Raw genomic sequence first — 12,843 nt, forward strand, 5'->3', positions numbered from 1 at the left:
CGTGCGCTTTTGTCGTCTCTGGCCTGCTTTGTGCAGTAGCCCATGCACTTCTCTTTGCTACGGGATAACACCATGTCTGACGAACATCACAGCGGCCTGCTTTACGGCCTTGAACAGCGGATCCCACCGCTTCCGGCCTTTTTTAGCGCCCTCCAGCATGTGCTGGCGGGTCTGGTGGGGATCATCACGCCGCCGCTGATCATCGGCGCCACCCTCGGACTTGGCGACTGGCTGCCGTATCTCATCAGTATGTCGCTGCTGGCTTCGGGTATCGGTACCTTTCTGCAGTCCAACCGGGTCTGGGGCATTGGCGCCGGGATGATCTGCATGCAGGGCACCAGCTTCGCCTTTCTGGGCGTGGCGGTAGCCGGAGGGATATGGGTGAAAGCGCAGGGCGGCGGGCCACAGGATATTATGGCGATGCTGATTGGCGTTAACTTTGTCGCCGCCCTGGTGCCGGTGATTGTCAGCCGCTTTATCGAACCGCTGAAGAAAATCTTTACCCCTATCATTACCGGCAGCGTGATTGCGCTGATCGGCATCAGCCTGATCAAGGTCAGCGTCATTAACTGGTGCGGTGGGGAAAAGGCGCAGGATTTCGCCAGCATGAGCAATATCGCGCTCGGGGCGGGTACCCTTGGCGTTATCGTCCTGCTGAGCTGCGCCAAAAACCGCTGGCTGCGGCTCTCCTCGGTGGTGGTGGGCATTGCCGCAGGCTGTGTGGCGGCAGGGCTGAGCGGTCAGTTCCATCTTCACAGCCTGGGCGATACCCTGTTTCGCCTGCCAACGCTGTTCCCGTTTGGCTTTCAGTTTAACAGCGCGATATTTCTGCCGGTGGCGCTGGTGTCGCTGGTGTGTATTCTGGAGGCGGTGGGCGATCTGACGGCCAACTCGCTGATTTCACAACAGTCTGTTGACGATCGCGCTTTCCGCAACCGGCTGAAGGGCGGTATCCTGGCGGATGGCGTCAGCTGCATGGTGGCCGCAATGCTCAGCGCCTTTCCGAACACGACTTTCGCGCAGAACAACGGCGTGATCCAGATGACCGGGGTGGCCAGCCGCTATGTCGGACGCTACATTGGCGTAATTCTGATCCTGCTCGGGCTGTTCCCGCCGGTGGGCGAACTGTTGCGGCAGATCCCGGCGCCGGTGTTGGGGGGCGCTACGATGGTGATGTTTGGCTGCGTGGTGGCGGCCGGGATCCGGATCATTACCCAGAACCCGCTCACCCGACGCGATGTGCTGATCGTGGGACTGGCGTTTGGTGCGGGTCTTGGCGTGGAGTCGGTGCCGGCGTTTCTCAGCCATTTTCCGCCGATGGTCGGCGATCTGTTCGGTTCCGCGGCCACCAGCGGTGGGCTGGTGGCGATAGCGCTGAACCTTGTTCTGCCGCAGGAGCAGGCGGCGACGAAAACGATAAGGAGTCAGGATGATCGCGCTGAGTCAGTTTAACAGCCTGAGTGGCGATGAGGCAGGGGTGCTGCTGGCTCCCTGTGTGGCGATCCCGGCCTGGAGCGATACGCTGGTGAACTTGCGCCCCTTCGCCAACCGTGAAGCGCTGCTGCAGGTCGCCCGGGAAGCGATGGGCGACTGGGGAGAGAACGATCTGAACGCGGCGCTCAGCGCCCATCCGCGGATCGGCGAAAAACCGAGCGGCAGCCAGGCGCACGCGACGATGTCACGCCAGGAGCAGTCGGCGGTGGACAGCGATAATGAAAGACTGGCGCAGGCCCTGCGGGAGGGGAATGCCCGCTACGAAGCCCGCTTTGGCCGGGTGTTTTTAATCCGCGCCAAAGGGCGCAGCGGCGAAGAGATTCTGCAGGCGCTGACGCGCCGGCTGCAGCATACCGCTGACGAAGAAGTGGCTGAGGCGCTTGCCCAGCTGCGGGAAATTACGATGTTAAGACTGGAAGGAGCGATTGGCGAATGAGCACCCTGAGCACCCATATTCTGGATATTTCCACCGGCACGCCGGCTGAAGGCGTCGCGGTCAGCCTGAGCCGGGAGGGCGAGACCCTGGCGAACCTGGTGACCAACGCCCAGGGGCGTATCGTCACCTTCAGCGCCGCGCCGCTGCCGGCGGGGCGCTACTGTTTAACCGCGGAAACCGGGGCGTGGTTTGCCCGTGCCGGGCGCGAGAGCGTTTTTACCCGAGCGCAGATTGATTTTGTCATTGGCGAGGCGGCAGAGGACCATTTCCATCTGCCGTTTCTGATCGCCCCGGGCGGGTGGTCGACCTACCGCGGCAGCTAAGCCCGGCTGCGCGTTGCCCGAGTGACAGACATTGCAGGGCGGCGCTGCGCTTGCCCGGCCTGGATGATGATGAAACTGGTAGCGACATCCCGTAGGCCCGGTAAGGCGCAGCCGCCACCGGGCAGACCACGTTGCTCCGGCTGCCCTCCCTTCTGCTTTATCCCTACGTAAGGATAATCATTGGCCTATCCCCACCAGGGGATAAACTTGACATTATCCCTTGCAGGGTATAAAACCAGTTTTATCCCGATAGGGGGATAAATGATGGTGAGGAACAAGGCGATGAATTCCCCGCAGATATACAGTCCGGTTCAGCTGGCCAATTACCTGAAACTGCTGCGCCAGCAAAATCACTGGACTCAGGAGGCGCTGGCCAGCCGGATCGGCATTAAACAGGCGACGCTGTCCAATTTTGAAAATCACCCCGACAAAACCACCTTAACCACCCTGTTTAAGATCCTCCAGTCGCTGGGGGTGGTGATGACCCTGAACGCCAAACCGGCAGAGACGGCGATGATTCCCGATAACACCACGGATCTTGACTGGTAATGGCGACGCTCACCACCTGGATGAACAATGCGCGCGTGGGAACCTTAACCCGCCAGGCCAACGGGGCCCACAGTTTCCGCTATGATGAGGAGTGGCTGCGCAGCCCGCGCGCCAGACCGCTCTCCCTCTCGCTGCCGCTGCAGTATGGCAATATTACCGCCGACGCGGTGTATCACTATTTTGATAACCTGCTGCCCGACAGCCCGCAGGTCCGCGAGCGGATCGTCAGGCGCTATCAGGCGCGTTCGAAACAGCCGTTCGATCTGCTGGCCGAGGTCGGGCGGGACAGCGTAGGGGCGGTGACTCTGCTGCCGCCGGGGGAAGAGGCGCATCTTGCCGCGTTGCGCTGGCAGACGCTGGATGAGGCGCAGCTGACCGCTTTGCTGACCGCCTACCAGTCGGATATTCCTCTCGGGATGGTGACCGGCCAGGACGATTTTCGTATCTCGGTGGCCGGCGCTCAGGAGAAAACCGCGCTGCTGCGAATGGGCGAGCACTGGTGTATTCCGCAGGGCACCACCCCGACCACCCATATCATTAAACTGCCCATCGGCGAGATAAAGCAGCCCAATGCGACGCTGGATCTGCGTGAAAGCGTGGATAACGAATATCTGTGCCTGGCGCTGGCCAGGGCGTTGGGCCTGGCGGTGCCGGAGGCGGAGATTATCAACACGCCGCGGATCCGTGCGCTGGCGGTGACCCGCTTCGACCGGCGCTGGGCGCAGGAGGGGCGCGTGCTGCTGCGTCTGCCGCAGGAGGATCTGTGTCAGGCATTCGGCATACCGTCGTCGATGAAATATGAGTCTGACGGTGGGCCGGGTATCGCCGCGATCATGACCTTTCTGCTGGGTTCCAGTGAGGCCCTGAAAGATCGCTATGACTTTATGAAGTTCATGGTGTTCCAGTGGCTGACCGGGGCAACGGACGGGCATGCGAAGAACTTCTCGCTCTTTTTGCTGCCCGGCGGCAGCTACCGGCTCACGCCGTTCTACGACATTATTTCGGCATTTCCGGTGCTGGGCGGGACGGGACTGCATCTGCGCGACCTGAAGCTGTCGATGGGGCTCAATGCCACAAAAGGGCGGAAAACGGAGATTAACGCTATCTATCCGCGTCATTTTCTGGCGACCGCCAAAGCGGTTAACTTCCCCCGGGAGCAGATGCTGGCGATCCTGGGCGAGTTTGCCGACCGCGTGCCGCAGGCCATCGAAAGCGCCCGCCGGACGCTGCCGTCGGACTTTTCCGCCCACGTCTGGCGGGCCATCACGGAGAACATGCTGAAACTGCACGCCCGCCTGCAGCAAGGGCTGCAGGCGGGATAGCGAAGCCGGCTGGCGGTTAGCTCTGCGGCGGCCCCCAGCGGCTGCGCAGGTAGTTAACCGCCTGGCGGGTCTGCGGCTGATTGAGGTTGTTTTCGCGGAACAGGATGGTGCCCTGGATCTGCGGCAGGGACTCATTGAGGTCGAGCTGTTTTTTCAGCTCCGGCACGCCGCCATCCACCGTCCAGTCAGGCTCATTTTTGGACGGTTCACCCACCTTGTACAGGGCCACGCCGATATACAGCCGGGTATGCGTCGGCTTGACCACCTCGGCCCACCAGTTGGCCAGCACATCGTAGCGCGCCGCATCGCGGGCAAACGGCCAGTAAATCTGCGGGGCGATGTAGTCGAGCAGTCCCTGCTGCACCCAGCTGCGGGTATCGGCATAGGATTCATCATAGGCGGCCGCGCCACGGGTATCAGACCCCGCCGGATCGTGGGAGCGGTTGCGCCACACCCCGGCCGGGCTCACGCCAAACTCGACGTTCGGATTGAGTTTTTTAATGGTCGCGGAGACCTGGGCAATAAGCTGCTGAGTGTTATGCCGCCGCCAGTCGCCCTTCGAGGCATAGCCCTGCCCGTAACGACGGAAGGTCTCGTTGTCGTTAAGCGGGGAAGAAGCGGTTTCGGTGTAGAAATAGTCATCGAACTGCACGCCGTCAATCGGGTAGTTCTGCACCACTTCAGCGACAATGCTGGTGATCCAGTCACGCGCTTCGGGAATACCCGGGTCGAGAACAAAGCGATCGCTGGCGGTGCGGATCCAGTTACGGTGCAGGACGAACACGCTGGCCGGCACCTGAGTGAGGGTGTTGTTCAGCTCGGCAATCGTCGACGGTTTGGTGTTGACCGAGACGCGGTAAGGGTTAAACCATGCGTGGACCTTCATGCCGCGCTTGTGCGCTTCATCCAGCATAAACTGCAGCGGATCGTAGCCGGGGTATTCGCCGATTTTGCCGGTCAGCATATCGGACCACGGCAGAATATCCGACCGCCAGAGCGCCGTACCGTCCGGTTTCACCTGGAAAAAGACGGTGTTGATCCCCAGGCGCTGCAGATTATCGAGTTTGGCGATCAGCGCCAGCTTCTGCTGGGTGATGCGGCTTTCCGGCGTACTGGCGATAATTGACCCGACCGGCGGCCAGTCAAGGCGCGAGACGGTGGTCAGCCAGACGCCGCGTACCGGCTCCCGGTGCGTCTGACCGGCTTTAACGGCCGCGCTCTTCGGCGGCGTGACGAGGGATTTGGGGGCCTTACTGGTGCAGCTGAACAGCATGCCGGCGGCGATGAGCGCCGCGCCTGCCAGCGCCACTTTGCTGGCTAGGGGGAATCGACGAGAATGGCTGATGATGAACTCCCGTGTAATCAGATCGTCGCGTGTAGGCGCTATTCTCTTACGATTCGCCGGCCAGAGCAATTCCTTGACAGGACTGTTGACATCAGGTGGGAGAGGTCAGTCGGGCTCCCACGCCAGAATATCGCCAGGCTGACACTCGAGCGCCTCGCAGATGCGCGACAGGGTATCAAAGCGGATGCCTTTGACTTTTCCCGACTTGAGCAGCGACAAATTCTGTTCGGTAATGCCAACAAAGGCCGCCAGCGCCCTGGACGTCATCTTTTTTTCCACCAGCAGTTTGTCCAGATTCACCACCACAGCCATCGTTAAATAAACTCCTTATTCTCTTCTTCCGCACGGATCCCGTGGAGCATGGCGTGAAATGTCACAAACAGCAAGCTTCCTGTCAGAAGCAGCACCCCGTCGCTGAGCAGAAACACCACCTGGTAATAAGGCTGCGGCCACCAGGCGAGCAGCGGGATGAGAAAGCGGCACACCGGCAACAGGATCCCCATGCCCACCATGGCCAGAGCGATGTAACGAACGCTGTGCGCCAGGGAGAGGCTGAGCACGCTGCGCTGGCGGACGCTACGGGTTACCTTCATGCCCTGCCAGATAGCGAACGCGAACAGCCCGGCCGGAAGATACAGCAGGGCCAGCAGCAACAAACGTCTCGCCATCCCCGGCGCCTGGGCCGGGTTGTCGGTTAACGGCACTTCAGCAAAGTGCAGCAGGGTGGAAAGAAAATATCGTTCGCCGGTAAAGAAAATCCACAGCGGCACGATCAGGGCGAGCATAAAAAAGAGGGGCAGTATGCCGCTAATAATAGCCAGACTCAGCCGGGTTCTGGATTGCTTCACAATTTACCTTCCTGATTGATGAGAATAATTAAAGCACCAGCCGCGTCAAGCATGACATAAGGGCCACGGCGAAGACAACGCTCATCGCCCGGACGCCGCGTCGACGGCTGGTAAACCACGGACGGGTCCAGACGCGGTAGAGGCTGAGGGTGATGAACGATGCCTGGATGGTCCAGGTCAGCATCCGAAACAGGTAGCCCATTTTGCCGAGATTCTGCAGGGTCTGGAAAACCTCGGCGAGATAAATAACCCCGGTCACCAGCAAAACATAATTGAGCAGGCGTATTTTTCGCTGCGCCAGCCAGTCGCCGGAAATAAACAGGATCACCGACAACAGCGTTAACAGCGCCCAGAGGATGTCAATTCCGTTCATTACGCGCCTCCTGTTCATCAGGGGTGGCAGCCAGTAAGAGCTTGATGGCAGGCCCGATCACCGGCCAGGCGGTATCGGAGAGGATCACTACCGCGGTCTGTCGCTGTCGGTCGAAGGCCATCATTGCCGCAAAGCCGCCACTCTGCCCGTCATGCCAGACGATCTCCCGTCCGCGGACGCGGGTAGTGAACCAGGCATAACCCACCCGGGAATCGGGATCATCGGTGGCGAACAGGGGGGGCATGCCTTCACTGCCCGCCAGGTTTCCTGCCAGCAGCGCCTGGGCATATTTCGCCATATCGACAATCGTGGCGCGTACGCCGCCGGCGGGGGCGAAGGCGTCCATCACCCATGGCTGCTGAGGGAAACCAGAGGCTGACCAGCCCACGGTAAACGTCGGCGAGGCTGGAGTATTGTGCCGGGCCACTTCCGCGTCCTGCATTCCGGCGGGGGCAAAGACCCGTTGCGCCATCAGTGTGGCAAAATCGCGATGAGACGCCCGCTCCAGCGCCAGTCCGAGCAGGGCAAACCCGGCGTTGGAATAATCAAACCATTTCGTCGGCTGCAGGGTGGCCTGGTTCATCATCGCGATCAGCGCGGGTCGATCGTAGCGCCAGGGATTCTGCCGCCGGGCAATGTCGCTCAGAATAGCCAGCCGCTGCCCAACCGACGCGGTAAGCGGTGGCAGTCCTGAACGGTGAGAAACCAGTTGCTCCAGGGTAACGTCCCGCACCGGGCTGACAATCTCCGGGACCAGCGCCGACACCGGCGTCTGCGCGGTGACTTCGCCGCGGCGAATAGCCTCCAGCAGCAGGCTGGCGGTCATGGTTTTGCTCAGGCTGGCGATCTCATACTGCGTCGTATACTCGCTCCCCCACAGGCCGTAACGCACCCCCTGAGGCGTAATCAGCGCTGCGGCGACCTGTCCGCGGGCGCCATTGAGCAGGGGCGTTAATATCGAGACCAGCTGTTTATCCCCCGTCGTCCGGGAGCTGGGGGGATGAAAGCCGGGCTGCAGGGCGATCCCCGCCGCCACAATGACGGTAAAAACCAGCACGGCGGCAATGATCTGTCTGTCCCGGCGATAGCGGTTCCAGCGCATGTTTTCTCCTTAACGCGGTACGACATCCAGGTGAGGGAATACCGTTTCTCCCTGGTGTTAAAGTGAGCGCAGGTTAGCCTGGTGTTTATCGTTTTACAATAAATTTTCATCGTTTTATGATTAACTTTATAAGGAGTAAAGCAGACACACCCGGCGCGGTGTGGAGAACGCGGGGGGCAATAGAGGCCAGGGGATAAAGTGCGCTGACGAAGGACGGTACTCGCCAGCGAGAAATGTCGGCTATGCCGATATACCGGGAGAAGAAAACTTAGCGGATCCGCGACTGCTCGTCGTCGCGTAGCGTCAGCACCTCAAATCCGTTGGCGGTGACGGCCACGGTGTGTTCCCACTGCGCGGAGAGTTTTTTATCGCGGGTGACCACCGTCCAGCCATCCTTTTTGGTCTTGATACGACTGTCGCCCTGGTTCACCATCGGTTCAATAGTGAATACCATGCCTTCCCGCAGCACCGCGCCTTCACCGGGCCTGCCGTAGTGCAGCACCTGCGGCTCTTCATGCATTTCCTGACCGACGCCGTGACCGCAGTATTCTCTGACCACGCTGTAGCCATGGTCCTCGACCCAGCGCTGAATGGCATGGCCGATGTCGCCCAGCGTCGCGCCGGGTTTCACCACCTCAATGCCTTTCCACATGGCTTCATAGGTGGTCTTTACCAGCCGGCGAGCCAGCGGGGAAACGTCGCCTATCAGGTACATCTTACTGGAGTCAGCGATCATGCCCGCTTTCTCGAGGGTGATATCGACGTTAACGATCATCCCGGAGCGCAGATGCTCGGTCGCCTTCGGGATCCCATGGCAGACCACATCGTTAATCGAGGTATTCAACACATAGGGAAAGTCGTATTGCCCCTTGCTGGCCGGGCGGGCGTGCAGCTGGTTGACGATAAAATCTTCCACTCGATCGTTGATTTCCATCGTCATCACGCCGGGGACGATAAAGGTATCCAGCATGTCAAACACCGATGCCAGCAGCTGGCCGGCATGGCGCTGGCGCGCGAGCTCATCGGCGGTTTTAATGATTATTGATGGCATTGATCACCTCCAGCAGACGGTCAGAGCCGGATTTCAGCATCAGCAGTTTGATCTGCTGGTGGTTAAGCTCGGGGTAGAGTTCGCTCATCATGCCCAGGCGGATCCAGTATTCCGCCTGGGCATTAACGGAGCGGGACATGGCTTTGCTGGCATCACGAATGTCATCGTGCAGCAGATCGGAGATTTTGACGATTCCCATAGAAACAGACCATATATGATTCGTAGATGTATCGTATACAAACCAGCGCGGGATGTCCTTGGCATTTTGTGGCGTGGGTGACGAGCGTCATGCAAAAAAGCCCGACCAGCGGGCTTATTTACCGTATTTTTTCAGGTTAAAAATTCGCGCGGCTCACCATGGCGAAAATTACCCATTAGGTTATCGGTATGCGGAATGAAAATAACATGATGACGACGCATCAATATATTTTATGCAGGTGTTAATTTTGCGTATGAATATTCTCCCGTCAGGCCGGGAATCCGGGAAATTTACAGCGCGTCAGTGAGTTTATCCACCACCACTTTACCCGCATTATCGAACTGCGTAATGCGGAAGCTGTCGCTCCAGGAGCGGCGAGTGGTGAAGCGGTCAAACAGGGATACCCGGCCTTTACGCTGGCCATCTTTACTTAAAATAACCCATTCGGTTACCGAAGAATAATGCTGACTATTGTCATGACGACTCTGTTGTTCAACCAGTCGATCTTCTTTTTCCACTTTTAAATAATCACGCAACATATTTAACCTCCATAGAAAGTATTATTAACATTACTCCTTTTATTTATTCTTTCAATCAAACTTTTTAATCAATAAAAGTAACTATTAGTGGGCGACCTAAGTGCGAAAATCGCCGAGGTTATCCCCCCGAAGATGGCCTGGTCCACTACGCTTAACAGGAGTGTCCGCCGCGCGATCGGCGGTTGTTCGGGCCGGAAAGGCGACCATAAAACACCTTAACCTTGTATTCATTATGGGCGTGATTCTGTTATATCTAATGCGTTTTGCCACGACCGAGCCACAGAGAGCGCTGTACCATGAGTAACGATCACCTGACGGACATTGCCTATCGCCACTTTATTGAAAGTGTTAAAGATTATGCCATCTATATGCTGAGCGCCGACGGGACGGTCATTAGCTGGAATGAGGGCGCCCGCCGGGCAAAAGGGTACCTGAGCGATGAGATCATCGGTCGCTACTTTGGTCTCTTCTATAGCGAAGCCGAACAACTCTCCGGGGTGCCGGCGAATAATCTGCAAATTGCCCTGCGTAGCGGGCAGTTCGAAGGCGAAGGCTGGCGGTATCGTAAAGATGGCTCCCGGTTCTGGGCGCATGTCATGATCAATGCCATCCGCGATGAGCAAAATAACCTGCTGGGCTTTGCCAAAATTACCCGCGACATCAGCGAACAGAAGGCGATCAATGACCGCATCGCGTGGATGGCTCGTTACGATGCGCTGACCGGTTTACCCAATCGGGTGGAGTTCTTTGAGCGGGTGGAAAAGCTAATCACCGGGAATGACGCCCGCCGCTTTGCCGTTTTCACCATCGATTTAGATAAGTTTAAAGAGATTAACGATCTGCAGGGCCATCTTATTGGCGATCAGCTGCTGCAGCGCGTGGCAGGCGCCGTACTCAAAACGCTGCAGAAGGAGGAGATGGTCGCCCGCTTCGGTGGCGATGAGTTTGTGGCCGTCAAACCTTTTGCCGATGAAAGCGAGGTGGACGCCTTTGCCGCCCGTCTCTGGCACTGCTTCAGCGGTAAGCAGACGTTTGCCGCGACGGAAGTGATCCTTTCCGCCAGCATGGGTATCTCCGTCTACCCGGAGGACGGGACGGATATTAATACGGTTCTGAGCAATTCCGATCTGGCCATGTATCGGGCAAAGAGCAGTCTCGACCACAAAATTTGCTGGTACGAACGCGAGATGGACGACAAGACGCGGCAGCGGAATATGATGGCCGCCGACATCCGCCGCGGTATTCAGGCGGGGGAGTTTTCGCTTCACTATCAGGCGATCCGCAATATTAAAGATCGTCGCATCACCGGTTATGAAGCGCTGTTGCGCTGGCAGCATCCTCAGCTGGGCGCTATTCCGCCGGACGTGTTTATTCCCATTGCCGAAGAGAGCGGCGCCATCGTGCCGTTAGGCTACTGGGTGCTGGAGCAGGTGTGTAACGAAGCGCTGGAAAAGGGTCTCAACAGAAAAATTTCGGTCAATATCTCGCCGGTGCAGCTGCGTCATCGTAGCTTTATCGAAAAAGTCCGCGAGATCCTGATGCGTACCGCCTATCCGGTCAGCCTGCTGGAGTTTGAGGTCACCGAGACGGCGTTTATCGTGAACAAGCAGCTGGCATTCAGCGTCCTGCATCATCTGCAAAAGATGGGGATCAGTATCGCACTGGATGATTTCGGCACCGGCTACTCCTCCCTGAGCATGCTGCGCGATTTTCATTTCGACGTCATCAAGCTCGACCGCAGCTTTATGCTGGATGTGGAGAGCAATCCCCAGGTCCGCTCATTCGTGCGGGCCATTATTTCGCTGGGCAACTCGATCAATACGCCGCTTATCGCCGAGGGCGTGGAAACCGCAGGACAACTGCAGATCCTCGAAGAGGAGGGATGTGACGAAATGCAGGGGTTCCTGTTCGGCGAGCCGGTCGATATTAAACACCTGCCCGATCAGCGCTGAATCGCCCGCCGTCCGCTGGTGGGCGCAAGGTCATCACTGATGCGCAAGCGCTGCCTGCCCGGAAAGGTGCAGCAGCGCGGAGCGCAGGGAGACCTCGAACATCTGACCATGGGTCAGCCCAGGGTAGCGCCAGAAGGCCACCCGCAAGCCGTTGTCCGCCAGTTGCTGTTGGGTCTGACGCAAAACCGCCACGGAAGCCACGTGCCCGGACGGCTCTCCAGGGGCTTTGCCATCCCCCTCCAGCAGATACAGCGATTTCCCGACGAAAGCCGCGGCATCGATGTTGTTGCTGTCTTTAAGCGGAGACTCGAGTGCCTGGCCGAGCGACGGGCTGGTGGAATAAAAGATATGGAACAGGTCGCTCTTACGCCACGCGTCGAGTACAAACAGTCCGCCATAGGAGTGACCCCAAATAGCGCGCTGGCGGGGATCGATTTTCAGCTTAGCTTCTGCTTGCGGAACCATCGTTTCGCTCAGCAGCTGGCGAAACAGGTCATTACCCCCGGTTTTTCGCGGCGGCAGCGCGGATTTTCCGGCGCGAGGTTGATGCGTCTTAAGCGGCGGAGTGTAATCCCAGGCCCGGGCTGCGGTATCGAAGGGCAGCGCCGTCTGGTAACCAATAGCGACGATGACCGGCGGGGAACCAGCGGAGAGCTGTTGCAGAAACGCGTCGTTGAGTTTATCCATCACCGCGTTGCCGTCCAGCATATACAGTACCGGATAACCGGCGGCCGGCGGCGCTTTATCCGGCACCGCAGTCCACACCCGGTAATGGCGTTCGCCATCGGCAGAGTCGTACTGGCGCTGGGTAAAATGGTAGAAAGCTGACCCTTTGTCCGCAATATTCGGCCCCAGCGGCTGCAGATCCGGCCGGGCGAAACTGCCGCTGCTGTAGAAGAGCGCGGCGCCTATCGCCAGCGTCAGCAATCCGTGCGCCTGCCGCGCTGTGATGATCCCTGAATCCTGCTTCACCTCGTCTGTCCCCCTGTTTTCTGTCATCTGGCGTTTTGCCTGGGCTGACACGTTAGCATAGCTTCATTGATAATGGTTCTCATTTCTTTTCATGCGCGCTGTAGCAGGCTGCATGCCGCTAAGGCTGGTGGCGGAATCAGTCTAACAGGAGGAGAGATGGCCGCCTGTCGGCGGCCGTGAGAGAAAAGTCAGGACCGATCGTGAAGAGTGCTCAGCAGTTTTTTGACCAGCGGGGTAAGCGCCATAACCAACAGCGCAATAATGACAATCAGTAAGATCGTCAGACCTTTATGGTGATTGATAAGCACCAACAGCATAGCCAGCGTCATGGGCATGCT

16 protein-coding genes are annotated in these 12,843 nt (G+C 58.5%); 6 read left to right on the top strand and 10 right to left on the bottom strand.

From position 1 onward, the window contains the following. Positions 1 to 72: 72 nt before the first annotated feature. From ACQUTP_RS01580 to ACQUTP_RS01600, 5 genes are all read left to right on the top strand, one after another. Complete coding sequence (locus tag ACQUTP_RS01580) at positions 73 to 1,452, top strand: nucleobase:cation symporter-2 family protein (protein ID WP_428902331.1); 1,380 nt, start codon at positions 73 to 75, stop codon at positions 1,450 to 1,452. Further along, entirely contained in the window at positions 1,430 to 1,930 is a 501-nt protein-coding gene (uraD, locus tag ACQUTP_RS01585; protein WP_080846687.1) for a 2-oxo-4-hydroxy-4-carboxy-5-ureidoimidazoline decarboxylase, read from the top strand. The genes ACQUTP_RS01580 and uraD overlap by 23 nt, the downstream gene beginning before the upstream one ends. Further along, a complete protein-coding gene (uraH, locus tag ACQUTP_RS01590) occupies positions 1,927 to 2,253 on the top strand; it encodes a hydroxyisourate hydrolase (RefSeq protein ID WP_017900379.1) in 327 nt (108 codons plus the stop codon). Before uraD ends, uraH begins: the two co-directional genes overlap by 4 nt. Positions 2,254 to 2,535: 282 nt before the next feature. Next, a complete protein-coding gene (gene hipB, locus ACQUTP_RS01595; protein WP_004205921.1) occupies positions 2,536 to 2,802 on the top strand; it encodes a type II toxin-antitoxin system antitoxin HipB in 267 nt (88 codons plus the stop codon). Further along, positions 2,802 to 4,124 carry a type II toxin-antitoxin system HipA family toxin gene (locus ACQUTP_RS01600; RefSeq protein WP_017900381.1) on the top strand — a complete coding sequence of 441 codons (1,323 nt, stop codon included), beginning with the start codon at positions 2,802 to 2,804 and terminating at the stop codon, positions 4,122 to 4,124. The genes hipB and ACQUTP_RS01600 overlap by 1 nt, the downstream gene beginning before the upstream one ends. Positions 4,125 to 4,140: 16 nt before the next feature. Here the strand turns inward: ACQUTP_RS01600 and ACQUTP_RS01605 are convergent, their stop codons facing one another. The 8 genes from ACQUTP_RS01605 to ACQUTP_RS01640 form a co-directional block, all read right to left on the bottom strand. After that, positions 4,141 to 5,433: a glycoside hydrolase family 10 protein gene (locus tag ACQUTP_RS01605; protein WP_023318214.1), complete on the bottom strand. Its 1,293-nt coding sequence runs from the start codon at positions 5,431 to 5,433 to the stop codon at positions 4,141 to 4,143. A 141-nt stretch (positions 5,434 to 5,574) separates the two neighbouring features. Beyond that, on the bottom strand, positions 5,575 to 5,781 hold the full coding sequence (locus ACQUTP_RS01610; RefSeq protein WP_004205917.1) for a helix-turn-helix domain-containing protein: 207 nt from the start codon (positions 5,779 to 5,781) through the stop codon (positions 5,575 to 5,577). Between the two features lie 2 nt (positions 5,782 to 5,783). Then, complete coding sequence (locus tag ACQUTP_RS01615) at positions 5,784 to 6,317, bottom strand: DUF2975 domain-containing protein (protein WP_004205916.1); 534 nt, start codon at positions 6,315 to 6,317, stop codon at positions 5,784 to 5,786. A 28-nt stretch (positions 6,318 to 6,345) separates the two neighbouring features. Continuing rightward, positions 6,346 to 6,690 (bottom strand): hypothetical protein, encoded by a 345-nt coding sequence (locus tag ACQUTP_RS01620; protein WP_108450437.1) that lies wholly within the window; start codon positions 6,688 to 6,690, stop codon positions 6,346 to 6,348. After that, on the bottom strand, positions 6,677 to 7,792 hold the full coding sequence (locus ACQUTP_RS01625; RefSeq protein ID WP_049093366.1) for a serine hydrolase domain-containing protein: 1,116 nt from the start codon (positions 7,790 to 7,792) through the stop codon (positions 6,677 to 6,679). The genes ACQUTP_RS01620 and ACQUTP_RS01625 overlap by 14 nt, the downstream gene beginning before the upstream one ends. A gap of 268 nt (positions 7,793 to 8,060) precedes the next feature. After that, the gene (gene map / locus ACQUTP_RS01630) at positions 8,061 to 8,843 is read right to left on the bottom strand and encodes a type I methionyl aminopeptidase (protein WP_080846690.1); all 783 of its coding nucleotides are present in this window, start codon (positions 8,841 to 8,843) and stop codon (positions 8,061 to 8,063) included. After that, positions 8,824 to 9,042, bottom strand: a complete 219-nt coding sequence (locus ACQUTP_RS01635) for a ParD-like family protein (RefSeq protein ID WP_002904808.1) — start codon at positions 9,040 to 9,042, stop codon at positions 8,824 to 8,826. The genes map and ACQUTP_RS01635 overlap by 20 nt, the downstream gene beginning before the upstream one ends. A gap of 290 nt (positions 9,043 to 9,332) precedes the next feature. Further along, entirely contained in the window at positions 9,333 to 9,581 is a 249-nt protein-coding gene (locus ACQUTP_RS01640) for a hypothetical protein (RefSeq protein ID WP_004205912.1), read from the bottom strand. Positions 9,582 to 9,877: 296 nt separating this feature from the next. Here ACQUTP_RS01640 and ACQUTP_RS01645 point away from each other — a divergent pair, with 296 nt between their 5' ends. After that, on the top strand, positions 9,878 to 11,533 hold the full coding sequence (locus tag ACQUTP_RS01645; RefSeq protein ID WP_017900386.1) for a putative bifunctional diguanylate cyclase/phosphodiesterase: 1,656 nt from the start codon (positions 9,878 to 9,880) through the stop codon (positions 11,531 to 11,533). A gap of 33 nt (positions 11,534 to 11,566) precedes the next feature. Here ACQUTP_RS01645 and ACQUTP_RS01650 read toward each other — a convergent pair whose 3' ends face one another. Both ACQUTP_RS01650 and ACQUTP_RS01655 read right to left on the bottom strand, forming a co-directional pair. Continuing rightward, on the bottom strand, positions 11,567 to 12,505 hold the full coding sequence (locus ACQUTP_RS01650) for an alpha/beta hydrolase (protein WP_080846691.1): 939 nt from the start codon (positions 12,503 to 12,505) through the stop codon (positions 11,567 to 11,569). A 188-nt stretch (positions 12,506 to 12,693) separates the two neighbouring features. Further along, the gene (locus ACQUTP_RS01655; RefSeq protein ID WP_017900388.1) at positions 12,694 to 12,834 is read right to left on the bottom strand and encodes a hypothetical protein; all 141 of its coding nucleotides are present in this window, start codon (positions 12,832 to 12,834) and stop codon (positions 12,694 to 12,696) included. Between the last annotated feature and the right edge of the window lie 9 nt (positions 12,835 to 12,843).

The sequence above is a fragment of the Klebsiella sp. 2-CIP_Kleb. genome, from assembly GCF_050378715.1.
Classification (GTDB): Bacteria; Pseudomonadota; Gammaproteobacteria; order Enterobacterales; family Enterobacteriaceae; genus Klebsiella; species Klebsiella quasipneumoniae.